Genomic DNA, 25,924 nt, shown 5'->3' with positions numbered 1-25,924 from the left:
TTATCCTATACAAATATTTTACACATAGATGACAAATACTATATTTACCCATTAGAGTTAAGGTACACTTAGCCTTCCTTATAGTTACCGGGTAGCTGTAAGCCGCATTGATTGGGTAGGTAAATGAAAAATCATTCTCAAGTAGATCACAGCGCAAACTACACCATCGCTATTCAGCCAATCGTTGATGCGCAACTGCGTCATGTTGCCGATGAACTTCTTTACCGTGCGAACAAATCTAACCAGACAGCCACTATTATTGATGATGTTCAGGCTACCGCTCGGGCCTGCGCCATTGCTGTCTACGAAATTGGGCTGGATACCCTATGCGGCACACGTCAGCTGTTTATTAATGCTTCCGAAGATTGGCTCATCAACCCTGACTTGGCGGGCTTGCCCCACCAGCAAATCGTGATTGAGATTCTCGAAAACACACCACCCACTAAAAACGTTATTGATGCGCTTCGCTGTTTAAGAAAACAAGGTTTTACACTGGCGTTGGATGACTTCGTATTAGACGATCAAAATCACGTGTTTCTGCCCTTTTGCGACATTATAAAATTTGATATCTCCCAGCAGGTTCCAGAGAACGTTATAAAAAACCTTTTGGGCGAAGGATTTACGTTGCTAGCCGAGCGTGTAGAAACCCAGGAGGATTTCCAATACTGCCAATCTCTCGGCTTTACCCTCTTCCAAGGATACTTTTACGAGCGCCCACAAAACCAATCTTCTCACTCATCGCGCCGCTCAGCCTCGCGAGCCAATCAAATGCAGCTACTCGCCGCTTTATACGGCAAGGATGTCAAGCTCGCCGATATTAGCGCATTAGTGGCCCGTGACCCTTACCTACTAAACGCTATCTTTAAACGTGCTAATTCAGCGGCTCAAGGCTCCCCCCAACCCGTTACAAAACTTCTTGATTGTATTAAGATTATCGGCCTTCGCGAACTACGCACGTTAGTGTCTATCCTGGTGTTGGCCAACAATAGCCCAGCCAGCAAATTAAACCTAATCAAAGGGCTAACACGCGCATTTGCCTGTGAAATGTTGGCCTACCAGCGTCGACTCGATGCACAAGAGAGCTTTATAGCGGGCTTGTTTTCACTGATGCCGATTATTCTCGGCGTTAGTGAAGAATGCATAGCCAAAGAGGTTCGCCTTGGGCGACAGATCGAAGCGGCCATTGCGCATCGCAGCGGTGCACTGGGTCAGTTAATTACTGATGTCGAGGCGGCAGAAAACCAATCCTCACCGCCCGATTTTCCCGACAACGTCATACTCAAAGCAGCCGCGCAGGCCCGGACGCTCGTGGATAACCACGCCAGCAGTCAAATGTCCGTTTAGTGGCACACACTGTCTTGCGCAGTGGCCACCAAGTGCTTGATTTGCTGCAGATCAAATTTGAGCAACAGCCGTTCGTCCTCACGCAGGCGGCTCAAGTCAACCCAGCCATCTGCGACTTGCCCACGCGCTTTGTTATACCGCTGCTGATCCAACAGGCGCTGTTGCAGACGCTCAAAAGCGGCGATAAGCAATTCCGATTCAGCCGACGTTAGCACATCAGCCGTATGGCTGAGCGCGATCAATCGCTCATGAGTCCCAATTTCCCGCCGCCGGTGCCGCACGCAGAGTAACCGCGCGGCGCTAATCAACGGCATCAATCCTTGATGCTTTAGATTAATGGCTTGAGCGTGAGGGGCACTCAAGCTTGGGCTTGAGGCAATACGTCCAAAGCGATCCAGCGCTACCGGCAGTTCATCCAATAGCGCCGCCATTTCGTGCATAAAAAGCGATGCGTCGGGGAGTATCGAAGCGATGCTCTCAGCCAGTTGCCCAGCCAAGGCTGAATTGCCCGCTACCGGTGAGAAGTCAAGCAGGATATTGGTTTGCTGCACGCGCTTGACCTGCCGGTCGGCGCTCCAAATATCCAGTTGCGATTGCCACTCGCTTAGCCGCTTGCGCCACATCGGCCAGCGGGCCATTACATGCCCGTGGCACAGCGGGATACCCGCGTCATCAAGGTGCTGGGTAAACCGCTCACCCAACGCCTGGAAGTAGCCGTCTATCTCGATGTGGCGGTGGTCTGGGTAGTCGTCGATAATTAGCGCATTATCCTGGTCGGGGCCAAGCAGGCTTTCAAAGCGCGCCGCAGAGCCCAACATCAGCACGCAGTAGTCGACAGGCGGTGGGCCCCACCCTTGCGCCTGCATTTCGTCAAGCGACAGCGTAATGGCGCGACGGTAAAGCAAGGCATTTTGGTCACTGATGATTTGACTGATACGCCAGGCAGGCAGGTCGTAGTGCACTAGCGCTTCAACGAAAGGCAGTTGCCAAGCGTAGGCATCGGCTAATGAGGTGTGCGGCGAGGAGATTTTCGTAAAAAGATGCTGCAAAGGGGCGGTGAGCGCAGTGGTCGTTAGGCTGCCCTGCGCATTAAACAGCGAACGCCAGGGTGAAGCTCGATGGACGATGCGCATACGCCGCTCCTTCACTCAATAATATGAAAAATGAAGGCGTTACGACTCGCTGTCACCTGCACGGCGCGGATCGGGCTCAAACATGGCGTCACCCACCTCATCAATATAACGCTGCGCTTTGGTGATCATCATGGCATCGCAGGCGTCTCGCCCAGGGACCATATCAGAGCGTTCAAAGTGGTGTTCAAGCGTTTCACCAGACGCATCGGTTTTAGTAATCCAGCCGCTGACTCGGTACTGCCCGCTTTGCTCGTCCGGCTGAGACACAATCAGATAGCCTTTGTATTCTACCGGGTCGGCGGCTTTGCGGTTAGCGCCTGAGGTGGCTTGTCGATCACTACCAAAGAGTCCGGATAATATTTTTTTAAGCATGGTGGCTCCTTTGCTGTTAGGGCGGCAGGCAACACCCACCGCCCTCGCAAGATACGCGCTTTTTATTAGCTATTTTTAGCTTTGTTTACGCCCTTTGCCCGCAGCAATACGCAACCGCAGCGCGTTTAGCTTAATAAAGCCTTCGGCATCTTTCTGGTCGTAAGCGCCCGCATCATCTTCAAAGGTAGCGATCGATTCATCAAACAGCGACTCATCGGACTTACGACCCACCACGATAGCGTTGCCTTTATAGAGTTTCATACGCACGACACCCGATACATTCTTTTGGGTCTCGTCAATCGCCGCCTGCAGCATGCGACGCTCTGGGCTCCACCAATAACCGTTGTAGATCACTTCAGCGTATTTTGGCATCAGCTGATCTTTCAGGTGGGCTTCTTCGCGGTCCAGGGTCAACGACTCAATCGCACGGTGAGCACGTAACATAATGGTACCGCCGGGCGTTTCGTAACAGCCGCGGGATTTCATGCCTACGTAGCGGTTTTCAACAATATCCAATCGGCCAATACCGTTATCGCCGCCCATTTTATTGAGCTTTTCCAGCACTTCGTGGGCTTTCAGCGGCTCGCCGTCGATGGCCACGATGTCGCCCTTTTCATACGTCAGCTCAACGTAAGTAGGGGTATCGGGGGCGGCTTCAGGCGAGACGCTCCAGCGCCACATATCGTCTTCGGCTTCGGCCCAGGGGTCTTCCAGAATGCCGCCTTCATAAGAAATATGCAGCAGGTTGGCATCCATGGAGTACGGCGATTTCTTCTTTTTATTGGCAAAATCGACCGGAATGTTGTGTTCTTCGCAGTACGCCATCAGCTTTTCACGCGAGGTTAAATCCCACTCGCGCCAAGGAGCGATGACCTTTACGCCGGGCTTGAGAGCATAGCCACCCAGTTCAAAGCGTACCTGGTCGTTGCCTTTACCGGTGGCGCCGTGAGAAATCGCATCGGCACCGGTTTCATTGGCAATCTCGATTAAACGCTTGGCGATCAGCGGCCGGGCGATAGAGGTGCCCAACAGGTACTCGCCTTCGTAGATAGTGTTGGCACGAAACATCGGGTAGACGTAGTCACGCACGAACTCTTCGCGCAGGTCTTCGATGTATATCTCTTTTACGCCGAGGGCTTGCGCCTTGGTGCGAGCGGGTTCGACTTCTTCGCCCTGACCGATGTCGGCAGTAAAAGTCACTACCTCGCAGTTGTAAGTTTCTTGCAACCACTTAACAATAACGGATGTGTCCAGGCCGCCTGAATAAGCCAGCACAACCTTTTTGACATCGGACATTCTTTGCTCCTCGTTAACCATAAGATATTCATTAGTAAAAATCATACTCGCCACTTGCGCTCGGCGAATGTGATAGCTCGTTGGCATAGTCCGTTGAGACAGACCTTGAGTATAGCGTTCTCAATGCCCAACGAATACCGTCAACGACGCCTGGGTTATAAAGCTGCTAGAATCACACCATTCAAAGCGGTGACTAACCGCTGATGACTCGCTTTACTATTACTCGCTTCAAACCAAGGAGAGCTGCATGAGCGAGGCAATTGCCCGCGAATTAATGGCCCAACGTTTTCGCAGTTACCTGCCGGTGGTCGTTGATTTAGAAACCGGGGGCTTTAATGCCCAAGGTGATGCCGTGCTTGAGATAGCCGCCGTCACGCTGACGATGGATCCGGAGGGCAACCTGCTGCCTGATGCCACCTATGCATACCACGTTCAGCCGTTTGAAGGCGCGAACGTTGAGCAGACCGCGCTCGATTTCACCGGCATTAATTTAGACGACCCTTTGCGTCACCAAATAGCGCTAAGCGAAGCTGAAGCGCTGAACGAAATTTTCCGTCCGATCCGCAAGTCAATTAAGGCCCACGACTGTACCCGGGCTATTTTAGTCGGTCACAATGCGGCTTTTGACCAAGGCTTCTTAAACGCGGCCGTTAACCGCTGCGGCATCAAGCGCAACCCTTTTCATCCATTCTCAAGTTTTGATACGGCAACGCTGGCTGGCCTGGTGTATGGCCAAACGGTACTCGCGCGAGCCTGTCGCGCTGCCGGCATTGAGTTTGATAACAAGGCCGCCCACTCAGCGCGTTACGACACAGAGCGCACCGCCGAGCTCTTTTGTGCCATGGTCAATCGCTATAAAGACCTAGGCGGTTGGCAGCTAGCCCAGCGCGAGCAAGAAATGGACGCTAACGATTAGGGCCTGTTGATGCAGACCCTATAGCTTTACGCTACACTTCGTTACGTTTCTGTATGACAGCATTTTACCGCCATCGCGAGAAGACACGATGTGTTTGACTGCGCTGGCCAATTACGCAGATTTACCCACCCGTTTTCAAGAGATGAGACGTTTACATGGCCCAGCATAATGCCTTTTACGCCCAGTCCGGTGGCGTTACCGCCGTCATCAACGCCAGCGCCTGCGGTGTTATTGAAGCCTGCCGCCAAGCACCGGAACAAATTGGCAAGGTATACGCCGGCCATAACGGCATTATCGGCGCGTTAACCGAAGACCTCATCGATGTCACCCAAGAAAGCGACGAAGCCATTGCTGCGCTGCGTCACACCCCAGGTGGCGCTTTCGGCTCCTGCCGCTACAAGCTAAAAGATATCGACACTCACCGTGCTCAGTACGAGCGCTTGATTGAGGTCTTTAAGGCCCACGATATTCGCTATTTCTTTTATAACGGCGGCGGCGACAGCGCCGACACCTGCTTAAAAGTCTCGCAGCTGTCCGAAAAACTGGGCTACCCGCTCACCGCTATTCATGTGCCCAAAACCGTCGATAACGACCTGCCGATTACTGATAACAGCCCAGGGTTTGGCAGTGTAGCGAAGTATATTGCCACCTCGACCCTGGAAGCCTCGCTGGATATCGCCTCAATGTGCGCCACCTCTACCAAGGTATTTGTGCTTGAGGTGATGGGGCGCCACGCAGGCTGGATTGCCGCCGCCGGCGGTTTAGCGGGCGAAGCCGAAGGCGAGCCGCCGCATATGATCCTCTTCCCGGAAGTCGCGTTTAAGCGGAAGGCAGCCATGGCACGGGTTGAAGAGTGCGTTAAACAGTATGGCTACTGCGTTATTGTGGTCTCTGAAGGCGCTCGCTACGAAGATGGCACCTTCCTGGCCGATGCGGGTAATACCGATGCCTTTGGCCACCGTCAGCTTGGTGGCGTCGCGCCAACGCTTGCCGGTATGATCAAGCAGGACCTGGGTTACAAGTATCACTGGGCAGTGGCCGACTACTTGCAGCGCGCGGCGCGCCATCTGGCCTCTAAAACCGACGTTGAACAAGCCTACGCGGTGGGCCGCGAGGCGGTCACGCTAGCGCTGGCGGGCAAAAATGCCATGATGCCCGCTATTCGGCGGATTTCTCAGGCGCCCTACCAGTGGGATGTGATCTCGGCCCCGCTGTCCCAGGTGGCCAACCAAGAGAAGTTTATGCCGCGGGACTTTATCAGCGAAAACGGCTTTGCCATCACTCAAACGTGCCGGGATTATCTCTCGCCGCTGATTCAGGGCGAAGACTTCCCCCCGTTTGAGAACGGTTTACCCAAAGTCGCCAAGCTGAAACTGGCCAAAGTTGAGCGCAAGCTGCCTACGTTTACGCTGTAAATATTTAACGCAGCGAAACTAAAGGGTGCTTGCAGCCCTTGTGGGAGGGAGCTTCAGCTCGCGAAAGTGTGGGCTGCCAACCCGATAAAACTAAGGGGTGCCTTCGGCACCCTTCGCCGAAGTGTCGGACCATCGCTGAAGCGGCCTCCCACAATAGTCCTGAGCCTGATGAGACTAAGGGGGGCTTGCAGCCCTTGTTAGAGCTTCAGCTCAAATCCTGATGGGACTTAGGTGGTACTACTGCCCTTGTGGGAGGGAGCTTCAGCTCGCGATTGTTCGGGCTACCAGCCTGATGAAACTACGGGGCGCCTTCGGCACCCTTCGCCGAAGTGTCGGACCATCGCTGAAGCGCCCTCCCATAAAAGATAGCTATCTCAACAGCCAGGAAAGTACCAGCAACAGCAGCAAAATACCCGCCACGCCCTGCCAAAAACGCCGCGGTTCCTGACGATTTTCCTCCCGGTTGGGTAGCCGCCCAAGCGGTACCCTTAGCGCATGCAAAAACTCTGACAGCCGCCTAAACCGCAACGCCCGCTGGGGATCCAAGGCGCGGCGTAGCGCATCGTCCAGGTCCGGCGATATTTCCGGGTTGGTGGTTCGCGCGCTGCGGTAGGTCAACTCTTCCAGGTCGGTGTGGCTGCGCAGTCGGTTGGGCGTTAGCGTATAAGGCAACGCACCGGTCAGCAGCCAATAGACGGTCGATGCTAGCGAATACTGATCGCTGCGTCGGCCAATGCTGTCGGCCAACGCATACTCAGGGGCGGTGTGTTCGTTAAAGCCAATCTGTCTGAGCAACTCACCTGAGTGGCGATGCCCTTCCCCATCGCGCATATGGCAGGCACTAAAATCGGTAAGCACCAGCTTGCCGTGCGGGTCGATTAGAATGTTATCGGGGTTGATCTGCTGATGGATAATTTCCCGGTGATGCAGCGCTTGCACCGCCTTGCCGAGCTGGTTCGCGATATCCAAGCGCTGAGTTAAGCTCGCTTGAGGATGGCGCTCTGCCCACTGACGCAGCGTCTCGCCTTCAATATACTGCATTAGATAATACAGGTAACGGCGCGGCCGCGATGGCTCCATCACCTTGACCACAAAGGGCGAATTAACCCGTTCCACCACCCACTGCTGGAGCAGAAAGTGTTCAAGATAGGCGTTGCGTAGCGAAAGCTCAGGGCTGGGCGCTTTCATGACCATTTCACGCTCGCTATGCACATCGCGAACGCGATAAACCCGTGACTGCGCCGTTCGTGACAGCACGTCAAGCACCTCCAGGCCGTCTAGCCGCTCGCCCGGCGCAAGCTCAGGGGGAATCGGCAGGTCACCATAAAGCTGCCCAGGGTGCTCGCTGACCTCGTCGGGTAGTTCATCAATTCGCACCAGTTGAAAGCAGAACTGATCGCCACCGTAACCGCGCTCCTGGGCGCGCTGCTTGGCTTCATCGGCCAAGCGCTCGCAGGCGGCATCCAGGTCGCTGGCGTCTTGGCGAATCAACCGCACATAGTCGGAAGGCAGCAGCGTGCCACGCACCCCTTGGGTGGTGAACAGGAATAGATCCCCTTGTTTTAAATCGATATGGGTGTAATCAATATCCACGCTGCCGTCCATACCCAGCGCTCGGGCAGGATAGCGGTAGCCGCCCAAGTCGGTCACGTGGTCGCGGCTTAGCTGCTCAAACTCCGCGCCGCGTAAACGAAACACCAGCGTATCGCCCATGTGAAACAGGTGAGCTTCACGGCCACGAAACACCATGGCTGACATGGATGAAACGAAGCTGCCCTCTTTAACGTGCTGGCTTTGGCTGTAACACCAGCTGTTCAGCGCACGCAGGACACGGGTAGCTGACGTTTTAACATCCCAGTGGTCGGGGGTGGAAAAGTAGTCGGCCAGAAAGCCGCGCACACTGAGATCCCCGGCCTGCTTGGCCATGGTATTGCGTGAAATGGAGTCGCTAATCACCGCGCAGCCGCCTTTGGCGCGAAGCAGCGGCGCTTCAGGAAAACGAACCGACATTGAACTGCGATGCAGGCGCCGATCAGGCGCAACAAAGGCTTGACCATAACTGATAAGTAACTGGGCGTGCGACAAGTCATCCTCCTAGGCGTTTGTCGGCTTTGACCGATCGAGGGCAACCAACAGCGCTTATGATACACGCAGCCGAGCAGAAACGATGCTCACCAAACGTCGCTATCGTCATCGCGCCCTGTTAAGCGCTAAGCGCCGTTAACCATCAATCCACCTATGTCGCATTGGTAATCGTGCAGCCATCTTCGTATAATCCCAACCCATAAACGACGCCTAAACGATTACCCAGCCATGCATTACCAAGGAATCAACGATGAACTTCGATAATATCCCCGCTGGAAAGGATCTCCCCAACGACGTTTACGTGGTGGTCGAAATTCCAGCCAACCACGATCCGATCAAATACGAAATTGATAAGGACATGGGCGCCCTACTCGTTGACCGTTTCATGGCCACACCCATGTTCTACCCCGCCAACTATGGTTTTATCCCGCACACCCTGGCCGACGACGGCGACGCACTAGACGCCCTGGTAGTAACGCCGCACCCGGTTCAAGCTGGCTGTATTATCCGCGCGCGCCCGGTAGGCATTCTGAACATGACCGACGAAGCCGGTGAAGATGCCAAACTGATTTGCGTGCCCCACGCTAAACTGAGCTCTCTGTATGACGACATCCAGGAAGTCACCGACCTGCCCGAGCTGCTACGCCAACAGATTGCTCACTTCTTCGAGAACTACAAAGACCTCGAAAAAGGCAAGTGGGTGAAAGTAGAGTCTTGGGAAGGCGCTGATGCCGCGCGTAAGGCGCTTGAAAAATCCGTTACTGCTTATCAAAAGGCATAACGCTAAAAAAAAGCTAGCACTCAAAAAGTCTAGCGCTGAGGCGAGAACTCATGCGCGTATAAAGAACCTAAAGACCGCCTCCGGGCGGTCTTTTTATACCCCTCGCATTAACGGTTTACTAACCACCGCGACACGTCACCACAGCGGTGACGCCAGCGCATTCAGGATGCGGTATGCTATTCGTCTTTTATTGCGATGCCATTGATTAAGGACGCACCGTGTTATTGATTAAGCGCCTGAGCCTGTTGCCATTACTGGTTTGTTTACTCGCCGGGTTTCCGCTGCTCGCCAATGCCCAGTGGTTCTCCTCTGCCAATGAGCAAGCGGATTTTTTACCGGTCATGGAGGCGTTTCAGCCGACCGCCTGGCACGATGGCGACACGCTGTCTATCGGCATCGATATTGCCGATGAGTACTACCTGTATCGACACCAGTTGGCCATTGTCAGCCAAACCGAAAACGTCACCCTCGGCGATCCGAAGATCCCCCAAGGTATCTTTACCAACGATGAGTTCATGGGCGATGTTTACGTGTTTCGGGATCAATTGGTGTTTGAGGTGCCGCTGGATGCCGCCTACTCAGGCCCTCTTGCCATCGAGCTAACCTTTCAAGGCTGTGCAGACGCGGGATTATGCTACCCACCGGAGCAAACACGCCTAGAGGCCAGCGAGACTGAGCCACCCCGCCAGTTTGCCGATAACAGCGCCTCCAGTGCAGTCACTGACAACGCCACTCAGGGCGATTTCGCGGCTCCCCAAAGCGAGGACCGCCGCTTTAGCGCTTTGCTTAGCGACGCGAGTCTACCGCTGGCGCTAGGGCTGTTTTTTATCGCTGGCCTGGGGCTCACCTTCACTCCCTGTGTGCTACCCATGATCCCGATTTTGTCATCGATTGTGGTGGGCCAGAATCCCAGCCGCCCCCGCGCCTTCGCGCTCTCTTTGAGCTACGTGCTCGGCATGGCGCTGACGTATGCGCTGGTTGGCGTGTTGATGGGCTTATTTGGCGCGGGGCTAAACCTGCAGGCGCGCTTGCAGTCGGCCCCGGTATTGATCACCTTCGCGGCGCTTTTCACGCTCTTTGCGCTGGCCATGCTGGGGGCTTTTAACCTCAACTTGTCGCCACGCTTCGCTAACCGTATCGACGCCTGGCAGGCCCGCGCCCAGCGCAGTGGCCCGGCAGGCTTAGCCCTGGCCGGTGCGCTTTCGGTGCTGGTCGTCTCGCCCTGTGTCACGGCCCCCCTGGCCGGCGCGCTGGTATTTATTTCGTCAACGGGTGATGCCTTACTGGGTGGCGCGGTGTTGTTTGCACTGGGAATAGGCATGGGGGTACCGCTACTGCTGGTCGGTACCTTTGGCACCACGTTACTCCCCCGCTCGGGCGCCTGGTTGAATGGCGTCAAAATAGCCTTTGGCCTGCTGCTGTTCGGCGTCGCGATTTGGATGATTGAGCGCTTAGTGGCCGCACCCATTGCGCTACTGCTATGGGCAGCGCTTGCCATCGGCAGCGCCCTCGCCCTGGGCGCGCTTAGCTTTAACCAGCCACAGGGATGGCCGCGGGCACGCCAAACGCTGGGATTGATGCTGCTAGCATGGGGGATAGTGCTGGTGATCGGCGCCGCTCAAGGGGGCAGTAACCCGCTGCGCCCACTGGCAACCACCGCCAGCGTCGCGGGTGCGCCGCAGACCGCCCCACTAGCTTTCGCTGAGGTCGACAGCCTGAGCGAACTTGACGCGGCGATTGCCCAAGCGGAAAGTGCCAATCAGCCGGCGTTTGTGCACTTCACGGCGGAATGGTGTATTTCATGCAAAATAATGGAGCGTAATGTCTACCCCGACCCGCGCGTTTCCGCGGCATTACGTGGGTACACCTTGATTGCCGCCGATGTCACCCATACCGACCCTGAAAGCCGTGAGCTGCTTGACCGCTTTAACCTCTTCGGCCCACCCAGCCTACTGTTTTTTAGCCAAGGACAAGAAATTCGCGACGCACGCATTCAAGGCGAAGTGACCGCCGCTCAGCTACAGGCACACCTTGAGTCGGTTAGTCAGTGGCTAATGAACCGCTGATTTCAACTTCCCTCACCGCAACACTCTGAAGCGCCAAAACGGCTTTTTGCGGCGAACATCGTCAAACGAATGTTTAACTTCCGGTTAAGCGCTGGTTTAGGCACTAACGCTTGCCAGCGCTGGACATCATCGTACTTTTTCGGCAAACTCCGCTCCTATATTAGCGAAAAGCTTCCTTTTAAGGTTGAGAACGCAGTAACGTTCGCTAACATGCAGCGTTCTCTTCATTTTTTAATTTGGTTTACTGCGCTACATTAGCGCCGCAAAGCGCTCCTCGCTCACCGCTTGGATGGCTGTGTGACTACCTTTTATGACATTGATAGGGCTATGCCATGGATATCCGCAAAGTTAAGAAACTGATTGAGCTGCTCGAAGAGTCCAATATTAGCGAGATTGAAATTCAGGAAGGCGAAGAATCGGTGCGAATTAGCCGCCATCCTAATGGCGCTACCTGGCATCCACAGCCGATGCCGCAATATGGGCAGCCCGCTGCGCCAGCGCCAGCAGCCACTGCGCCAGCCCCGGCGGAAGCCGAGCCAGCCGGCGTTAGCTATCGTGGTGAAGCGGTGAACTCCCCCATGGTAGGCACCTTCTATCGCAGCCCCGCGCCGGGCGCCAAGTCGTTTGTAGAAGTCGGCGATAGCGTCAAGCAAGGCGATACTGTATGTATCATCGAAGCCATGAAAATGATGAACCAGATTGAAGCCGATCGCGACGGTGTAGTGGAAGCCATCCTGGTCGAAGATGGCGAACCAGTGGAGTTCGATCAACCCATGGTCGTTATCGCTTAATCTTTCATTTTCAACACGGGTGGACTCTCCCATGCTGGACAAGGTACTTATCGCGAACCGCGGCGAGATTGCCCTCCGTATCCTGCGGGCCTGTAAAGAACTGGGCATCAAAACCGTAGCGGTACACTCCAAAGCTGATCGTGAACTGATGCATGTTCGCCTGGCGGATGAAGCCGTGTGTATCGGACCGGCATCGTCAGCGCAGTCGTACTTAAACATTCCGGCCCTGATCAGCGCGGCCGAAGTCACTGATTCATCCGCCATTCACCCGGGCTATGGCTTCCTATCGGAAAATGCCAACTTTGCCGAGCAGGTCGAGCGCTCCGGGTTTACCTTTATTGGCCCCCGCGCTGAGACCATTCGCCTGATGGGCGATAAGGTCAGTGCTATTCAGTCCATGAAGGAAGCCGGTGTTCCCACGGTGCCAGGCTCCGACGGCCCCCTGGGTGATGATGACGCTGCCAATCTGGCCACGGCGCGGCACGTTGGTTACCCGGTTATTATCAAGGCAGCCTCTGGCGGCGGCGGTCGCGGCATGCGTGTGGTGCACACCGAAGGCCACCTGCTATCGGCGATTACGGTTACCCGTACCGAAGCCCATGCCGCCTTTGGTGATGGCACGGTCTATATGGAAAAATTCCTCGAAAAACCGCGCCATGTCGAAGTCCAAGTGCTTGCCGACGGCCAAGGCAACGCGATTCATCTTTATGACCGCGACTGCTCGCTACAGCGTCGGCACCAAAAAGTGCTCGAAGAAGCCCCGGCGCCAGGCCTTGATCAAGAAGCTCGTGCCCAGGTGCTTGAAGCCTGCCGTCAGGCGTGTATCAAAATCAACTACCGTGGCGCCGGCACCTTTGAGTTCTTGTACGAAGACGGCAAGTACTTCTTCATCGAGATGAATACCCGCGTGCAGGTTGAGCACCCGGTCACCGAAATGGTCACCGGCGTGGATATCGTCAAAGAGCAGCTGCGCATTGCCTCGGGCCTGCCGCTGTCGATCCGCCAGGAAGACGTGCAGCTTAACGGCCACGCCTTTGAATGCCGGATTAACGCCGAAGATTCGCGCACCTTTATGCCCTCGCCCGGCAAGGTAACGCTGTTTCACGCACCCGGTGGCTTGGGTGTGCGGATGGACTCGCATCTTTACACGGGCTACACCGTACCGCCGCACTATGACTCCCTGATCGGCAAGCTGATCACCTGGGGCGCAGACCGTGAAATAGCCCTGACGCGGATGCGCAACGCCCTCGACGAGCTGCTGGTGGAAGGTATTAAAACCAATATCGACCTGCAAAAAGACTTGGTACGCGACAGCTACTTCCGTCAAGGTGGGGTCAATATCCACTACCTGGAAAAGAAGCTCAGCAGCTAACGCCGTCCAGCGCACTGTGTGATACTCAGCGGGGTGGCTACGTCCACCCCGTACTTGTCTTTAATTGCGGAGAATCCCATGCCCTGGCTGCAACTCAAGGCCCATGTCGCCCCCGAGCAGGCCGAGTTTCTCGAAGAACTGCTGCTTGATGAGGGCGCCACCGCTATTGGCCTTCAAGACGCCCACGACGATCCGGTCTTTGAGCCCGAGCGTGGCACTACCCCGCTGTGGGAAGATACTATCCTGACCGGCCTTTACGACGACCTGGAGGGCGTCGAAAGTATGCTGGCGCGTATCGAAGCCGCCTGGGCGGAGCAACAGCCCGGCGAACCCTGCCCCACCATCGAGTATGAACTACTCGCCGACCGTGATTGGGAGCGCGAGTGGATGGAAGATTTCAAGCCACTGCGCATGGGTCAGCGGCTATGGATTGTGCCTAGCTGGCATACGCCTCCCCAAGCCGACGCCGTTAACTTGATTCTCGACCCAGGCCTTGCCTTTGGCACCGGTACGCATCCGACTACGGCCCTGTGCTTGGAGTGGCTCGACGAGCTGGCCGTGGCTGGCCACTTAGCCCAGCAAAGCGTGCTGGATGTGGGCTGCGGCTCGGGCATTCTGGCGATCGCAGCGCTCAAGCTGGGTGCCCGCCATGCCGACGCCACCGACATTGACCCTCAGGCACTGCAGGCCAGCCGGGATAACGCCGAGCGCAATGCGATTGCCGAGTCGGACCTGAACCTCTACTACCCTGGTCAGCTAAACGATAACGGCGACTACCCCGTTGTCACCGCTAATATTTTAGCCGGCCCGCTGGTTGAGCTGGCAGGGATGATTGCCGGGCACGTGGCGCCCGGTGGCCGTCTGGCGCTTTCCGGCATTTTGGCCAATCAGGCTGATAAGGTTTACCAGGCCTACGTGGAACAGGGCTTGATCATGGACGAGCCGGTGATTCGGGAAGGCTGGGTGCGCCTTAGCGGACGGCGGCGACAGTAAAGCGACGTCTCGGCCTTCACCCTTTCGTCAAGTAGGCGTATCATGCGTCCCCCTAAAGCACCTACTCGCCGACAGCCACATAGCCTGATGCCATGACATTGACCACACCGCCACCCCCCATAGGGGCCGCCCGCATTGGGCCGTACGTATTACCCAACCGGGTGATACTGGCGCCCATGGCCGGCGTTACCGACCAACCTTTTCGTCAGCTATGCCGACGGCTGGGCGCTGGCTGGGTAGTGGGTGAAATGGTCACGGCGGACCCTAGCCTGTGGCATACGCGCAAATCCCAGCGGCGGATGGATCACCGCGGCGAGCCCGACCCGCGGGTCGTCCAAATCGCCGGCGGCGATGCTGAAATGCTCGCCCAGGCGGCGCGCTTGAATGCCGAGCTGGGCGCGCAAATTATTGATATCAACATGGGCTGCCCTGCCAAAAAGGTATGCAACAAAGCCGCTGGGTCGGCGCTATTGCGCGATGAAGCTTTAGTCGCCGAGATCCTCGATGCGGTAGTGGCGGCCGTGGATATCCCGGTCACGCTGAAAATACGCACCGGCTGGTGCGCCGAATCGAACAATGGCGTGCGCATCGCCCAGCTTGCCGAGGCAGCGGGCATTCAAGCGTTAGCCGTTCATGGCCGACATCGCCAACAGCGCTATACTGGGCAGGCAGAGTACGACACGATTGCCGAGATCAAGTCTCGCCTGTCGATACCGGTGATCGCCAACGGTGACATAACAAACCCGGAAAAAGGCGCCGAGGTACTCGCTTATACCGGCGCCGATGCGGTGATGGTTGGCCGCGGCGCGCAAGGCAACCCGTGGATCTTTCAACAGGTCGATCACTATCTCCAGTATGGAGAGCGGATGGCTTTGCCTAGCCTGACGGAGCGTCACCAAGTGCTTCACAGCCACGTAGCGGCGTTGCACGCGTTTTATGGGACCACCATGGGCGTGCGGATCGCGCGCAAACATGTCGGCTGGTACCTCAGCGACGACCCGCGTTTTACGCCGCCACAACAGCGTGCACTTAAGCAGCAGTTCAATGCGTTAGCGTCACCTGAAAGGCAATTTACCTGGATCAACGACGCGATGGCCCTCGATGCCGCCACGCGCTTGCTAGCCAAAGGAAGCTATGCTGCATGACCGAACGCGATCTTCTCTCTAGCGATACTTATTCTAGCGATAGCTACTCTAGCTCTAACGATACTTATGCCCGCGACGCCTTGCCCAGCGACGCGTTTTCGACCATCAGCAGCGCCCATTTAACGGGCACACTGGCTGACCCCGACGCTAGCACCACGCCGCCCCAGCCACTGCGAGAAGTGGTGGAATCGGCTATGCGCCGCTACTTCGAGCATCTCGATGGCAGCCAGGCAAGCGACCTGTATGCCATGGTGATGGCCGAAGTAGAAGCGCCTTTACTGGCCTGTGTTTTGGAACATACCGATGGCAACCAAACTCGAGCCGCTGATATTCTTGGCTTAAACCGCGGCACCCTGCGCAAGAAACTCAAGCTTTACGGACTTATCGAAGGTGACGCCCCATAACCCTGGGGCGTTATTATTTTTAATTCGCGACTCTGCACACGAGCATTCTCATGGCTGAAAACCCTCTCATGGCTGATAGCAACGCTACCCCCGTCCGCCGCGCCCTTTTAAGCGTTTCTGATAAAACCGGCATTGTGGAATTCGCCAGCGGTCTGGCTGAACGCGGCGTTGAGCTGCTCTCCACGGGGGGCACTTTCCGCCTGCTGCAGGAAAATGCCATTCCGGTGAAAGAAGTCTCTGAACACACCGGCTTTCCTGAAATCATGGATGGCCGCGTCAAAACGCTACACCCTAAAATTCACGGCGGCATCTTGGCCCGTCGCGGCCAGGATGACGCCGTGATGGCCGAGAACGACATTACCCCGATCGATATGGTGGTGGTCAATCTCTACCCCTTTGCCGCCACCGTTGCCAAGCCGGACTGCACGCTAGAAGAGGCCATCGAAAACATCGATATTGGTGGCCCCACCATGGTGCGCGCCTGCGCTAAAAATCACGCCTACACCACCATCGTGGTCAATAATGGCGATTACGCGCGCGTCCTGGGCGAGCTAGCCGCCCAAGATGGCCAGGTGAGTAGCGCCACACGCTTCGACCTAGCGGTTAAAGCCTTTGAACACACCGCCGGCTACGACGGCGCGATTGCCGACTACCTCGGCCGTAAGGTCAACACCGCCGATCAGGCCTTCCCGCGCACGTTTAACCTGCAGCTGCATAAAAAGCAGGATATGCGCTACGGTGAGAACCCCCATCAGCAGGCAGCGTTCTACGTTGACCCTCAGGCCAGCGGGCCCAGCGTCGCTACCGCCAAAATGCTCCAGGGCAAGCCACTCTCCTACAACAATGTCGCCGATACCGACGCCGCCTTTGAGTGCGTAAAAGCCTTTAGCGACACCGCTTGCGTGATCGTCAAGCATGCCAACCCTTGCGGCGTAGCGGTTGGCGAATCCGCGCTGGCGGCCTATGACAAAGCCTTTGCCACTGACCCTACCAGCGCCTTTGGCGGCATTATCGCCTTCAATACGCCGCTGGACGCGGAGACTGCTCAGGCGATTATTGACCGTCAGTTCGTCGAGGTGATTATTGCCCCTGGGGTGAGTGGCGAAGCCGCCGCCATTGTGGCCAACAAGCAGAACGTGCGGTTGTTAGACGTAAGCGCGCAATGGCCCGGTGAGCACCAGGCAAGCGTTGATTTTAAACGCGTCAATGGCGGCTTGCTGGTGCAAGAGCGCGACGACGGCATGGTCACCCGGGACAACTTAACCGTGGTTAGCCAGCGCGCGCCCAGCGAGCAGGAACTACGCGACCTCGCCTTTGCTTGGCGGGTGGCGAAATTCGTCAAATCCAATGCCATTGTGTACGCCAAAGACGGCCAGACCGTGGGCGTCGGCGCCGGGCAAATGAGCCGTGTGTATTCGGCTAAAATTGCCGGCATTAAGGCCGCTGATGAAGGCCTATCGGTCCCGGGCTCAGTGATGGCGTCTGATGCGTTTTTCCCCTTCCGCGATGGCATTGATGCCGCCGCAGCGGCAGGTATTACCGCCGTTATTCAGCCGGGGGGCTCCATGCGCGATCAGGAAGTGATCGACGCCGCCGACGAAGCAGGCATTGCCATGGTCTTCACCGGTATGCGCCACTTCCGCCACTAAAGCGTATCGCGTCATAAAACCCCAAAGCCCCCACCGGACGCTTTACAAGAGCGTACCGGTGGGGGCTTTTTTAGGTTATTTTTCCACACCGTTTTTTGGCCATCAGAGAGAGCCAAAAAAAGGCCAGACGCTTAGCCAAGGTCAATACACAGATACTTGGTTTCCAAATACTCTTCCAAGCCTTGATGACCGCCTTCACGACCTAAGCCCGACGCTTTTACCCCACCAAACGGTGCAGCGGCGTTGGAAATAGCCCCGGTGTTAATGCCCACCATGCCGTACTCCAGCGCCTCGGCGACTCGCCATACACGGGCAAGATCGCGGGAGTAGAAATAAGAAGCCAATCCGTACTGGGTATCATTGGCCATTTCGATAGCGGTTTCTTCGTCGTCAAACGGGAAGACCGCTGCTAGCGGGCCAAAGGTTTCCTCGTGAGCCACTTTCATTTGATCGGTGGCAAAGCTGATCAGCGTTGGTGTGAAGAAATTACCCCCGAGCGGATGCGGATGACCGCCGAGCAGCAGCTCTGCGCCATTATCCATCGCGTCCTGAACATGCTCGCTGACTTTTTTAACCGCATCCCCATCGATTAACGGGCCAATATTAATGTTCGGCTGGGTGCCATTGCCCACATGCAGCTCGCTGTTCATCGCCACGGCCAACTTTTCACAAAACGCGTTGATCACGCTGGACTGGACTAAAAAGCGGTTGGTGCACACGCAGGTCTGACCTGCATTGCGGAATTTAGCCGCCATCGCGCCTTCCACGGCAGCGTCTAAATCGGCATCTTCAAAGACAATAAACGGCGCATTGCCACCCAGCTCTAAAGAGATTTTCTGGATATGCTCAGCGGCTTGCGTCATCAGCTTGCGGCCTACTTCGGTAGACCCTGTGAAGGTAATTTTGCGTACTTTAGGCGACTGCGTCATGGCTTGCGCTATTTCGCTAGCGCTGCCCGGCACCACGTTGAAGACACCGCGAGGGATACCCGCGCGCTCGGCCAATAGTGCCAGCGCCGTGGCGGAAAACGGGGTCTGGCTGGCTGGTTTCACCACAATGGTGCAACCAGCGGCCAATGCTGCCCCGGCTTTGCGGGTGATCATCGCCGCGGGAAAATTCCACGGCGTAATAGCGCCCACGACGCCCACCGGCTGTTTGGTCACCACGATACGTTGATTGGCTTTTGCCGCCGGAATCGTTTCGCCGTAAACGCGCCGCGCCTCTTCGGCAAACCAGCGTAAAAAGCTGGCCGCATAAGCAATCTCGCCCGCCGCTTCTTTTAGCGGCTTGCCCTGCTCAAACGTCATCAGCATGGCAAGGTCGTCTTGATGCTCCAGCATCAAATCGTGCCACTTTAACAGCAAGTCAGCGCGTTCTTGAGCGGTAAGGGCACGCCATGCCGGCAAGGCGGCATCCGCGGCGTCGATCGCCCGTTCGGTTTCGGCCTTACCCAAGCGGGGAATATCGCCAATCGCTTCGCCGGTTGCCGGGTTCAGTACCGCGATCTGTTCACCGCTATCTGCTGCCACCCAACTCCCATCAATGTAGGCGAAGGGGCAATACAGCTGTGTCTCTTTAAGCGCTTCCATGACAGACTCCTGACCAAATAATGGCCTTATAGGCTTATTAACCTCTTCATGCTAAGACGAAATACCCCTTTTAACCAAATTTGTGGCCTGCCTTATTGGCCAATAACCAATGCCTGGATCAATTAATCAGCATTAAAAACTCTTGCCGAGTCGCTTGGTTGCTACGAAACGCGCCTAACATCACCGATGAGGTCATACTCGAATTCTGTTTTTCTACGCCTCGCATCATCATGCATAGGTGGCGTGCCTCAATGACCACCGCCACCCCCTTCGCCTGAGTCACTTCTTGCACCGCTTCGGCAATCTCGCGGGTTAGATTCTCTTGTATCTGCATACGGCGGGCAAACATATCGACGATGCGGGCAAATTTAGACAGCCCTAACACCTTACCGTTGGGCAAATAGGCGATATGGCACTTGCCAATAAAGGGCAGTAGATGGTGTTCACACATTGAATAAAGCTCAATGTCTTTTACCAGCACCATTTCATCGGTCTGCGACTCGAATACCGCGCCGTTGACAATTCCTTCCAGCGACTGGGAGTAGCCCGCATTTAAAAACTGCATGGCTTTGGCGGCACGCTGAGGCGTATCTCTCAACCCTTCACGATCGGGGTCTTCCCCAAGCGCTGAGATTATCTGGCGGTAGTGATGGGCGATATCGTCTGACATGTTAAGCCTCTTCAAAATCTATGCGCAGTCGCGTTCAGTTATTTCTTAGCACAACTACTTTTTGCGTAGTGGGTAATTTAAGCATATTGAGAAGGGGGTCGCTCAACGCCCTTCTGGCCATTACTGTACAAAAACTATACTTATATAAGAAGCTGCACAACAACTATTGAACCGAAAACGTATTTTAACCTACCTGCCTGGCCTGTGGCAGAGCGCCGCGCCGACCTCTTCGCAAACCGGTGCCCTGTGATATGATAAATCAATAACCAACATTGAGAGTTCGCCATGTCATTTAAACACTCAGCGCTGCGGCTGACCGCCCTTGTGGCCCCTTTGTTTGCCACATCCATTTATGCCGCAGATGCCACGCTTTCATTGCCCAACGAAGCAACCGTAGGCGTTGAAGTCGTTGAAGAGTTGACCTTCGATGCGGACCAGACGCGACTAAGCGAAATTTTGTTGCATCCCACTCAGGCAGCCGATGCAACGCATTCGTTGCCCGAATATTGTGTGATTATCGGCAATGCCCAATTAACCGACGAGCGAATTCGCATAACCACGCAAGAAGCAACCTGTATCGAAACCCACGATGCGGACAGTGACATTTTTTCGGGTGAATTTAGCGCGGGCGCTTACGGCGAAGACGGGCGTTATGGCATCGCCTGCGAGGGGTCACCCTGCACGCTCGCTCCTGGTCAGCCATTCTTGCTTACCCTGAACGACAGGGTTGAAATTGAGGAGCTGGAGAACCCCTCGGCTGAACTCAACCGCCAACGCCGTGAGGTAAATGGAGAGGGCGTTGCCAACCCCGTCCCGCGCGAAGAAGCCGTTCCCGATTAAGCCAGTCAATCGATTAAGTCAGTCACCAGCCCCCGGCTTTGCTCGCTCTATGCCAACCAGCGGGGGTTGTCTAACTGTAGACACTGCTGCTCTAACTGGCGGATATGCTGATCCCAATAGCCACTATCTGCCAGCCATGGAAAAGCCCGCGGAAAGGCCGGGTCATCCCAGCGTGATACCAGCCACGCCGTGTGGCGAATCAGCCGATAACTTCTCAACGGTTCGATTAACGCCATCTGCTCAGTCGGAAACGGGCGCGTCTCCTCATACCCTTCGGTGATTTCATTTAAATACGCCCGCCAGCCCTGAGGGTCGTCGGTGGGCAGTAGCATCCAGATATCCTGGATAGCGGGCGCCATGGTGCAGTCGTCAAAATCGACCAGCGTAAACTGCTCATCACGCCCCAGCACATTGCCCAAATGGCAGTCCCCATGGCAACGGATCATACTGCTATCAGACACCTCGTGTTTTATAAGCTGCCGATGCACTTTTTGAATCACCTGCTCATAGGCGCGGCGTTGATGGCGGCTTAACCATTCGCTAGTCAGCACACGCTGCTGAGCTTCAAGAACACCGCTCGTCATTGCTAAGCGTGGGCGATGCTGAAACGCTTTTTTAGCCGAGACCTGATGTAAACGTCCAAGCACCTCCCCCATGGCAAACAGGTGGGCGGGGTTATCCAACTCAGGCGCTTGCCCAGGGCAGTGGGGGAAAAGGGCAAAACTAAACGCCTTATAGTGATGCAGCGATAGCCCTTGGTGGTTACGCCAGGGCGCGACGGCCGGCACCTGCTGGTTAACTAGCTCTTGCAAAAAATCATGTTCTTCCTGAATCACCGCGTCTGACCAGCGGTGTGGGCGGTAAAATTTAACAATCCAGTTGTTGCCATCGTCATCGCGAAACATCAGCACACGGTTTTCATAGCTATTGAGTGCGAAGGGCTCGCCTGCTGGCCAAATATCCAGTGACTCAATAGCAGACATCACTAAATCGGGCGAAAGCAAGCTAAACGGGTGTGACATCGGTCATTCCTGGGTTGGCTAAACAACGATTGGATTGGCGAAACGCCTAGTCTATCAACCCTTGCCCAAAGGTGTCCGCGCTACCGCCCAAATATCGACTCTTTTAGCACCGGCGTCTAAAGCAGCACTGGCTAGCGCATGCCCTGTAGCGCCAGTGGTGACGACATCATCAATGATAACAATATGCTCCGGAGGCTCAGCTTCCAATCTAAACGCACCGGCCAGGTTTGCCGCCCGCTCGCGACGATTCAACGTGCGCTGGGAAAAACTATCTTTAATACGCGTCGCCTTGACCAAGGGTGTGCCAAGCGTCTCACCCAACTGTTTTGCAAGCCAGTACGACTGATTAAAGCCACGTTCGCGGGCATGGCTTGGGTACATAGGCACCGCAAGCAACGCTGCGCCAGTCAAGGCCGGAGACGTCATTCGCATCAGCTCGTACAGCAATATCCCCGCCCGCGGAGACGCCTGGAATTTAAAGTCGTGCAGTAGCTCTTTAATAGCCCCCTGATACAGCAACCCCGCCTGAGTACACGTAAAGGCTGGAGGCTCAACAAGGCAATGCCCGCACCGTGACTGCCCTTGAGTAACAGGGTCGCCGCACTGCTCACAGGCATGGCGATTCCAAGGCAGGTCCTTAAGGCAGCTGGCGCACCAACCTTGACCGGGTAGCGCAGGCGCCAAACAAAAAGCGCAGTAACCAGGCATGGCTCGCTTTAACCAGTGACCGCCCTGCTGCAACCATCGCTTTCGTAGCATACTGCCTCCTGATGATAGGCCATTCATACGCTTTGCCATCAACCATTCAAACTCTTTGCAAGACACCATTCAAACTCAGCGTACAAATACCCAAGCGCTTATTGACTTCCCCGCTAAAAATGATAATATACGTCTCGTCTTTGCGGATGTGGTGGAATTGGTAGACACGCTAGATTTAGGTTCTAGTGCCGTAAGGTGTGGGAGTTCGAGTCTCCCCATCCGCACCAATGACTTGTTAGTCTGGCCTTGTATTACCCCCCTTATTTTTAATGCGATCCCGTTAAGCTATTTATACGCGCCATATTATACGTACTCTACATATGGCCGTTAGCCTGCATTAGCCACGGTTAGCCACTAGCGCTGTTTTCCCGCCAAATTAATTCAAACTGTCAATACGAAGCCAACAGCCTAGCCCTGTTGTTTTGCTGTGTCTGGCATTTTTTGATCGTTTAAACGCTACCCGCAGACGGTAGTGCTGACTTCCCCTGGCTTTTTCGTTAAATTATTGAGCATGATCATTTCCAACGGCTGTCGACAACGGCTCCCACCCAGAACGGTGAGAAGGATCTCAACGAATGGAATGGCTCAACGATAACGCTCAAGCAATCTCTGCAGTTGCCAGCATTTGCACACTCTTTGTATGGATATTTTATGCTCAGCTGCTCTATAACGGCTATGTGCGTCAGCGCCGTCCCCGGGTGATCATTAATCGCGGCAAGGGCATTGGCATAGAGGCGATTTGCTTGATCAGCAATATGAGCAGTGAAGCCATCTATATTCAACACCTTGTCGCGGTATTGCACATCCACCAACGCAGTTACTCGCTGGATGTCGTCGAGTACCAGCAGCAAGAGGATCAGCAGCATAATACCCGCTATCGTACACACCAGGGCCCATTAGCGTCTGGGGGCTATCTCCATATACAGTCGTTCGGGGGTATTGTGGAGCAGGTGAAACGCTACTGGGACATCGACGATGAATTACTCCATGAGCCAAATATCCAGCTCGAAATTCGCGCCATCGCCATTTATGGTTCCGAAGATATGCCTACCGGCGCGTCACGAAGCTTCAACATCGATTTTAATGCACCGCCTGACCATCAACTGCTCCCGGCTAGCATTGATACAAAGCGGCTCAATAGCCGAGGCCAACGCAAGCAGGTGCTTGAGTGGGCTAAAGAAATCGAAACCCATAAAGCACATTGAGGCGCTACTAATGTATTTTCAGCGCGAGATCAGCCGCGACTACTTTTAAAGGCAGCCGCTTACCCCAGATGGTTCGCTGAATTATTTATTACAACCGCAAGCCGCCATCGCATTCAATGATGCGTCCCGTGAAGTAGTCGTTCTCAATTATAAAAGCAACGCTTTGGGCAATATTATCCGGCTCACCCAAACGTTTAAGCGGTACGCTAGATGAGATGCGTTCTAACTTATCGGGCCGCATCGCAGCGGTCAATTCGGTGTTAATAAACCCCGGGGCGACGGTTCCCGTTCGAATGCCGTAGCGCACTAACTCTTTGCTCCACGTCACCGTCAAGGCATGAATACCCGCTTTCGCAGCGGCGTAGTTACTCTGCCCTATATTGCCGGCCCGGGAAATGCTGGAGATGTTGACGATCACTCCCTCATGCCCGGCTTCAACCATTTGCGTTGCTGCCTCTCGACCGCACAAGAACACACCGGTTAAATTCACATTAATGACGTCTTGCCAGTTCTCCAGCGACATGCGTTTTTCCAAATGGCCCTCTTTAGCCTTGACCAGCAGCGCATCCCGAGTAATACCCGCGTTATTCAAACAGCCACTAATCGACCCCATTCTCTTCGCAATGTCGGCAAACGCTTGAATCACTGAGTCTTCATCAGCCACGTTGACCACAAACGCCTGGGCCTCCACGCCATCATCAGATAGCTGAGAAACGGCCTCGTCAAGCGCGTCAGCGCTTATATCTAACAGTGCCATCCGTGCACCCTGTTTACCCAGGCGCAATGCCATGGCGTAACCCAACCCACGCGCTCCGCCAGTGACAGCAATTACTTTATCGGCGACTATCATTATTGACTCCTTAGGATGGATAAATGCAGCTAGTTGTGCATTGCAGCATAGAAGAGTTCGCGGCATAAATCGAGCCATAACACCGCGTCAAAATGCTTCTTTAGGCCTAGTTAAGCTGCTTGTTTTTTGCAATTCTGTCACCATATTCGCCTGTCCGGTCCCTTACGGAGACGCTTTTCCTGGAGCAAACCATGCCCATTCTTATTTTTATCTCGCTGTTTACCCTGGTTGATTTTGTGCTCCTGTTTTCAATCGGCAGTCATATTGGTTTGCTGACTACCCTTGTGCTTGTGCTGGGCACGGGTTTTGCGGGGCTTCATCTAATTCGCAAAGAAGGGGTAGCTACCTTGGCACGCGCTCGCCAGCGAATGCAGGTAGGCGAACTCCCCTCCAGCGAACTATTCACCGGTGCTGCGCTGATTTTTGGCGGTGCGTTACTCATGGCGCCGGGCTTTTTATCGGATGCGCTTGGCTTGGCCTGCTTGGTGCCCAGCGCCCGGCAATTAATGTTCAAAGCGCTCACCTGGCTCGGCCTCAAGAAGGTCGCTGACCAGCATCACGAGCGTTTTGACGAGTCCTTTAAAGACACTAACTCGTCTCACCAGGACGGCCCTATTGAGGGCGACTTCATTAGCCGTGACGAAGCATCCCGCCGGCGCTAGGCCAAAGAGTCGACAAAAAATACGCAAAAAAGCAATTTTTTATTGCCTCCCCCCTTGAAAGGCCATCGGCAGCCCCCATTTTTGAGCCAGCACACAAATTCGGCGGCTACCTAATTTAGTAGCTGCCATTAACAATGAAGACCGAGAGGTCTTCACCTCTCGCGGGATCTTCCCACGAGAACTTTTTTAGCTAACCGCCCTTTTAGGGCTTCAACCATACTCAGGAGAACGTGAATGAATATCCGTCCTTTGCACGATCGTGTCATCGTCCGCCGCGTTGAAGAAGAGCAAAAAACCGCAGGCGGCATCGTGCTTCCGGGCAATGCAGCAGAAAAACCGACACGCGGTGAAATACTCGCCGTCGGTAATGGTCGCATTCTCGAAAATGGCGATGTCCGCCCGCTAGACGTAAAAGTCGGCGATAACGTGATCTTTAAAGACGGCTACGGCGTCGAGAAGCAGAAAGTCGACGGCGAAGAAGTCTTGATCATGAGTGAAACCGATATTCTTGCGGTTGTCGAAGGCTAAGAATTCTTGCAGTTCACGCTTATTGAATAAGCGCCTC

24 protein-coding genes and 1 tRNA gene are annotated in these 25,924 nt (G+C 55.1%); 16 read left to right on the top strand and 9 right to left on the bottom strand.

What is annotated here, in order from left to right; translation table 11 throughout:
* Positions 1 to 123 precede the first annotated feature (123 nt).
* Positions 124 to 1,344, top strand: a complete 1,221-nt coding sequence (locus tag HVA01_RS02470; RefSeq protein ID WP_146872952.1) for an EAL and HDOD domain-containing protein — start codon at positions 124 to 126, stop codon at positions 1,342 to 1,344.
* Here HVA01_RS02470 and HVA01_RS02465 read toward each other — a convergent pair.
* The 3 genes from HVA01_RS02465 to HVA01_RS02455 all read right to left on the bottom strand — a co-directional run bounded on the left by HVA01_RS02465 (position 1,341) and on the right by HVA01_RS02455 (position 4,145).
* On the bottom strand, positions 1,341 to 2,477 hold the full coding sequence (locus HVA01_RS02465) for a DUF294 nucleotidyltransferase-like domain-containing protein (RefSeq protein WP_146872951.1): 1,137 nt from the start codon (positions 2,475 to 2,477) through the stop codon (positions 1,341 to 1,343). The two genes, HVA01_RS02470 and HVA01_RS02465, sit on opposite strands and share 4 nt — an antisense overlap.
* Before the next feature lie 39 nt (positions 2,478 to 2,516).
* Entirely contained in the window at positions 2,517 to 2,849 is a 333-nt protein-coding gene (locus HVA01_RS02460; RefSeq protein ID WP_146872950.1) for an HlyU family transcriptional regulator, read from the bottom strand.
* Between the two features lie 75 nt (positions 2,850 to 2,924).
* A complete protein-coding gene (locus tag HVA01_RS02455) occupies positions 2,925 to 4,145 on the bottom strand; it encodes an argininosuccinate synthase (protein WP_146872949.1) in 1,221 nt (406 codons plus the stop codon).
* A gap of 247 nt (positions 4,146 to 4,392) precedes the next feature.
* Here HVA01_RS02455 and rnt point away from each other — a divergent pair, with 247 nt between their 5' ends.
* Positions 4,393 to 5,061 (top strand): ribonuclease T, encoded by a 669-nt coding sequence (rnt, locus tag HVA01_RS02450; protein ID WP_146872948.1) that lies wholly within the window; start codon positions 4,393 to 4,395, stop codon positions 5,059 to 5,061.
* Positions 5,062 to 5,216: 155 nt separating this feature from the next.
* Positions 5,217 to 6,476: a 6-phosphofructokinase gene (locus HVA01_RS02445; protein WP_146872947.1), complete on the top strand. Its 1,260-nt coding sequence runs from the start codon at positions 5,217 to 5,219 to the stop codon at positions 6,474 to 6,476.
* 369 nt (positions 6,477 to 6,845) lie between these two features.
* Here HVA01_RS02445 and HVA01_RS02440 read toward each other — a convergent pair whose 3' ends face one another.
* Positions 6,846 to 8,561, bottom strand: a complete 1,716-nt coding sequence (locus HVA01_RS02440) for a bifunctional protein-serine/threonine kinase/phosphatase (protein ID WP_146872946.1) — start codon at positions 8,559 to 8,561, stop codon at positions 6,846 to 6,848.
* Positions 8,562 to 8,811: 250 nt separating this feature from the next.
* Between HVA01_RS02440 and ppa the strand changes: the two genes are divergently transcribed.
* From ppa to purH, 8 genes are all read left to right on the top strand, one after another.
* Positions 8,812 to 9,342, top strand: a complete 531-nt coding sequence (gene ppa / locus HVA01_RS02435) for an inorganic diphosphatase (RefSeq protein ID WP_146872945.1) — start codon at positions 8,812 to 8,814, stop codon at positions 9,340 to 9,342.
* 218 nt (positions 9,343 to 9,560) lie between these two features.
* Entirely contained in the window at positions 9,561 to 11,408 is a 1,848-nt protein-coding gene (gene dsbD / locus HVA01_RS02430) for a protein-disulfide reductase DsbD (protein ID WP_146872944.1), read from the top strand.
* A gap of 332 nt (positions 11,409 to 11,740) precedes the next feature.
* Complete coding sequence (accB, locus tag HVA01_RS02425) at positions 11,741 to 12,199, top strand: acetyl-CoA carboxylase biotin carboxyl carrier protein (protein WP_146872943.1); 459 nt, start codon at positions 11,741 to 11,743, stop codon at positions 12,197 to 12,199.
* 31 nt (positions 12,200 to 12,230) lie between these two features.
* Positions 12,231 to 13,571, top strand: coding sequence for an acetyl-CoA carboxylase biotin carboxylase subunit (gene accC / locus HVA01_RS02420; RefSeq protein WP_146872942.1), 1,341 nt, complete (start codon positions 12,231 to 12,233; stop codon positions 13,569 to 13,571).
* 78 nt (positions 13,572 to 13,649) lie between these two features.
* Positions 13,650 to 14,564, top strand: a complete 915-nt coding sequence (gene prmA, locus HVA01_RS02415; RefSeq protein WP_146872941.1) for a 50S ribosomal protein L11 methyltransferase — start codon at positions 13,650 to 13,652, stop codon at positions 14,562 to 14,564.
* Between the two features lie 92 nt (positions 14,565 to 14,656).
* On the top strand, positions 14,657 to 15,709 hold the full coding sequence (gene dusB, locus HVA01_RS02410) for a tRNA dihydrouridine synthase DusB (protein ID WP_146872940.1): 1,053 nt from the start codon (positions 14,657 to 14,659) through the stop codon (positions 15,707 to 15,709).
* A complete protein-coding gene (fis, locus tag HVA01_RS02405) occupies positions 15,706 to 16,113 on the top strand; it encodes a DNA-binding transcriptional regulator Fis (protein ID WP_146872939.1) in 408 nt (135 codons plus the stop codon). The genes dusB and fis overlap by 4 nt, the downstream gene beginning before the upstream one ends.
* A 50-nt stretch (positions 16,114 to 16,163) precedes the next feature.
* Positions 16,164 to 17,762, top strand: a complete 1,599-nt coding sequence (purH, locus tag HVA01_RS02400; RefSeq protein ID WP_246129405.1) for a bifunctional phosphoribosylaminoimidazolecarboxamide formyltransferase/IMP cyclohydrolase — start codon at positions 16,164 to 16,166, stop codon at positions 17,760 to 17,762.
* A gap of 131 nt (positions 17,763 to 17,893) precedes the next feature.
* On the opposite strand, the gene HVA01_RS02395 is transcribed toward purH, so the two are convergent.
* A complete protein-coding gene (locus HVA01_RS02395) occupies positions 17,894 to 19,351 on the bottom strand; it encodes an NAD-dependent succinate-semialdehyde dehydrogenase (RefSeq protein WP_146872938.1) in 1,458 nt (485 codons plus the stop codon).
* Between the two features lie 118 nt (positions 19,352 to 19,469).
* Positions 19,470 to 20,021 (bottom strand): GTP cyclohydrolase I FolE, encoded by a 552-nt coding sequence (folE, locus tag HVA01_RS02390; RefSeq protein ID WP_146872937.1) that lies wholly within the window; start codon positions 20,019 to 20,021, stop codon positions 19,470 to 19,472.
* 285 nt (positions 20,022 to 20,306) lie between these two features.
* Here folE and HVA01_RS02385 point away from each other — a divergent pair, with 285 nt between their 5' ends.
* Positions 20,307 to 20,861 (top strand): TraB/TrbI/VirB10 family type IV secretion system protein, encoded by a 555-nt coding sequence (locus HVA01_RS02385; protein ID WP_146872936.1) that lies wholly within the window; start codon positions 20,307 to 20,309, stop codon positions 20,859 to 20,861.
* A gap of 47 nt (positions 20,862 to 20,908) precedes the next feature.
* Here the strand turns inward: HVA01_RS02385 and HVA01_RS02380 are convergent, their stop codons facing one another.
* Both HVA01_RS02380 and HVA01_RS02375 read right to left on the bottom strand, forming a co-directional pair.
* On the bottom strand, positions 20,909 to 21,883 hold the full coding sequence (locus HVA01_RS02380; protein WP_146872935.1) for a serine/threonine protein kinase: 975 nt from the start codon (positions 21,881 to 21,883) through the stop codon (positions 20,909 to 20,911).
* A gap of 54 nt (positions 21,884 to 21,937) precedes the next feature.
* Complete coding sequence (locus HVA01_RS02375; RefSeq protein WP_146872934.1) at positions 21,938 to 22,642, bottom strand: ComF family protein; 705 nt, start codon at positions 22,640 to 22,642, stop codon at positions 21,938 to 21,940.
* A gap of 142 nt (positions 22,643 to 22,784) precedes the next feature.
* Here HVA01_RS02375 and HVA01_RS02370 point away from each other — a divergent pair.
* A tRNA-Leu gene (locus HVA01_RS02370) sits at positions 22,785 to 22,869 on the top strand.
* A gap of 348 nt (positions 22,870 to 23,217) precedes the next feature.
* A complete protein-coding gene (locus HVA01_RS02365) occupies positions 23,218 to 23,847 on the top strand; it encodes a hypothetical protein (protein ID WP_146872933.1) in 630 nt (209 codons plus the stop codon).
* Positions 23,848 to 23,935: 88 nt separating this feature from the next.
* Here the strand turns inward: HVA01_RS02365 and HVA01_RS02360 are convergent, their stop codons facing one another.
* Positions 23,936 to 24,697: an SDR family oxidoreductase gene (locus HVA01_RS02360; protein WP_146872932.1), complete on the bottom strand. Its 762-nt coding sequence runs from the start codon at positions 24,695 to 24,697 to the stop codon at positions 23,936 to 23,938.
* A gap of 191 nt (positions 24,698 to 24,888) precedes the next feature.
* Between HVA01_RS02360 and HVA01_RS02355 the strand changes: the two genes are divergently transcribed.
* Both HVA01_RS02355 and HVA01_RS02350 read left to right on the top strand, forming a co-directional pair.
* Positions 24,889 to 25,359 carry an FxsA family protein gene (locus HVA01_RS02355; RefSeq protein WP_146872931.1) on the top strand — a complete coding sequence of 157 codons (471 nt, stop codon included), beginning with the start codon at positions 24,889 to 24,891 and terminating at the stop codon, positions 25,357 to 25,359.
* A 234-nt stretch (positions 25,360 to 25,593) separates the two neighbouring features.
* Positions 25,594 to 25,887 (top strand): co-chaperone GroES, encoded by a 294-nt coding sequence (locus HVA01_RS02350; protein WP_146872930.1) that lies wholly within the window; start codon positions 25,594 to 25,596, stop codon positions 25,885 to 25,887.
* Positions 25,888 to 25,924: the final 37 nt, after the last annotated feature.

The sequence above is a fragment of the Halovibrio variabilis genome (assembly GCF_007991175.1).
Lineage (GTDB): Bacteria > Pseudomonadota > Gammaproteobacteria > Pseudomonadales > Halomonadaceae > Vreelandella > Vreelandella variabilis.
This window is presented reverse-complemented; position numbering and strand designations above follow the sequence as displayed.

Excerpts from the sequence above, each read along its gene's own strand:
- HVA01_RS02470 (WP_146872952.1), top strand. The coding sequence starts at position 124 with ATGAAAAATCATTCTCAAGTAGATCACAGCGCAAACTACACCATCGCT.
- HVA01_RS02465 (WP_146872951.1), bottom strand. The coding sequence starts at position 2,477 with ATGCGCATCGTCCATCGAGCTTCACCCTGGCGTTCGCTGTTTAATGCG.
- HVA01_RS02460 (WP_146872950.1), bottom strand. The coding sequence starts at position 2,849 with ATGCTTAAAAAAATATTATCCGGACTCTTTGGTAGTGATCGACAAGCC.
- HVA01_RS02455 (WP_146872949.1), bottom strand. The coding sequence starts at position 4,145 with ATGTCCGATGTCAAAAAGGTTGTGCTGGCTTATTCAGGCGGCCTGGAC.
- rnt (WP_146872948.1), top strand. The coding sequence starts at position 4,393 with ATGAGCGAGGCAATTGCCCGCGAATTAATGGCCCAACGTTTTCGCAGT.
- HVA01_RS02445 (WP_146872947.1), top strand. The coding sequence starts at position 5,217 with ATGGCCCAGCATAATGCCTTTTACGCCCAGTCCGGTGGCGTTACCGCC.
- ppa (WP_146872945.1), top strand. The coding sequence starts at position 8,812 with ATGAACTTCGATAATATCCCCGCTGGAAAGGATCTCCCCAACGACGTT.
- accB (WP_146872943.1), top strand. The coding sequence starts at position 11,741 with ATGGATATCCGCAAAGTTAAGAAACTGATTGAGCTGCTCGAAGAGTCC.
- accC (WP_146872942.1), top strand. The coding sequence starts at position 12,231 with ATGCTGGACAAGGTACTTATCGCGAACCGCGGCGAGATTGCCCTCCGT.
- prmA (WP_146872941.1), top strand. The coding sequence starts at position 13,650 with ATGCCCTGGCTGCAACTCAAGGCCCATGTCGCCCCCGAGCAGGCCGAG.
- dusB (WP_146872940.1), top strand. The coding sequence starts at position 14,657 with ATGACATTGACCACACCGCCACCCCCCATAGGGGCCGCCCGCATTGGG.
- fis (WP_146872939.1), top strand. The coding sequence starts at position 15,706 with ATGACCGAACGCGATCTTCTCTCTAGCGATACTTATTCTAGCGATAGC.
- purH (WP_246129405.1), top strand. The coding sequence starts at position 16,164 with ATGGCTGAAAACCCTCTCATGGCTGATAGCAACGCTACCCCCGTCCGC.
- HVA01_RS02395 (WP_146872938.1), bottom strand. The coding sequence starts at position 19,351 with ATGGAAGCGCTTAAAGAGACACAGCTGTATTGCCCCTTCGCCTACATT.
- folE (WP_146872937.1), bottom strand. The coding sequence starts at position 20,021 with ATGTCAGACGATATCGCCCATCACTACCGCCAGATAATCTCAGCGCTT.
- HVA01_RS02385 (WP_146872936.1), top strand. The coding sequence starts at position 20,307 with ATGTCATTTAAACACTCAGCGCTGCGGCTGACCGCCCTTGTGGCCCCT.
- HVA01_RS02380 (WP_146872935.1), bottom strand. The coding sequence starts at position 21,883 with ATGTCACACCCGTTTAGCTTGCTTTCGCCCGATTTAGTGATGTCTGCT.
- HVA01_RS02375 (WP_146872934.1), bottom strand. The coding sequence starts at position 22,642 with ATGCTACGAAAGCGATGGTTGCAGCAGGGCGGTCACTGGTTAAAGCGA.
- HVA01_RS02365 (WP_146872933.1), top strand. The coding sequence starts at position 23,218 with ATGGAATGGCTCAACGATAACGCTCAAGCAATCTCTGCAGTTGCCAGC.
- HVA01_RS02360 (WP_146872932.1), bottom strand. The coding sequence starts at position 24,697 with ATGATAGTCGCCGATAAAGTAATTGCTGTCACTGGCGGAGCGCGTGGG.
- HVA01_RS02355 (WP_146872931.1), top strand. The coding sequence starts at position 24,889 with ATGCCCATTCTTATTTTTATCTCGCTGTTTACCCTGGTTGATTTTGTG.
- HVA01_RS02350 (WP_146872930.1), top strand. The coding sequence starts at position 25,594 with ATGAATATCCGTCCTTTGCACGATCGTGTCATCGTCCGCCGCGTTGAA.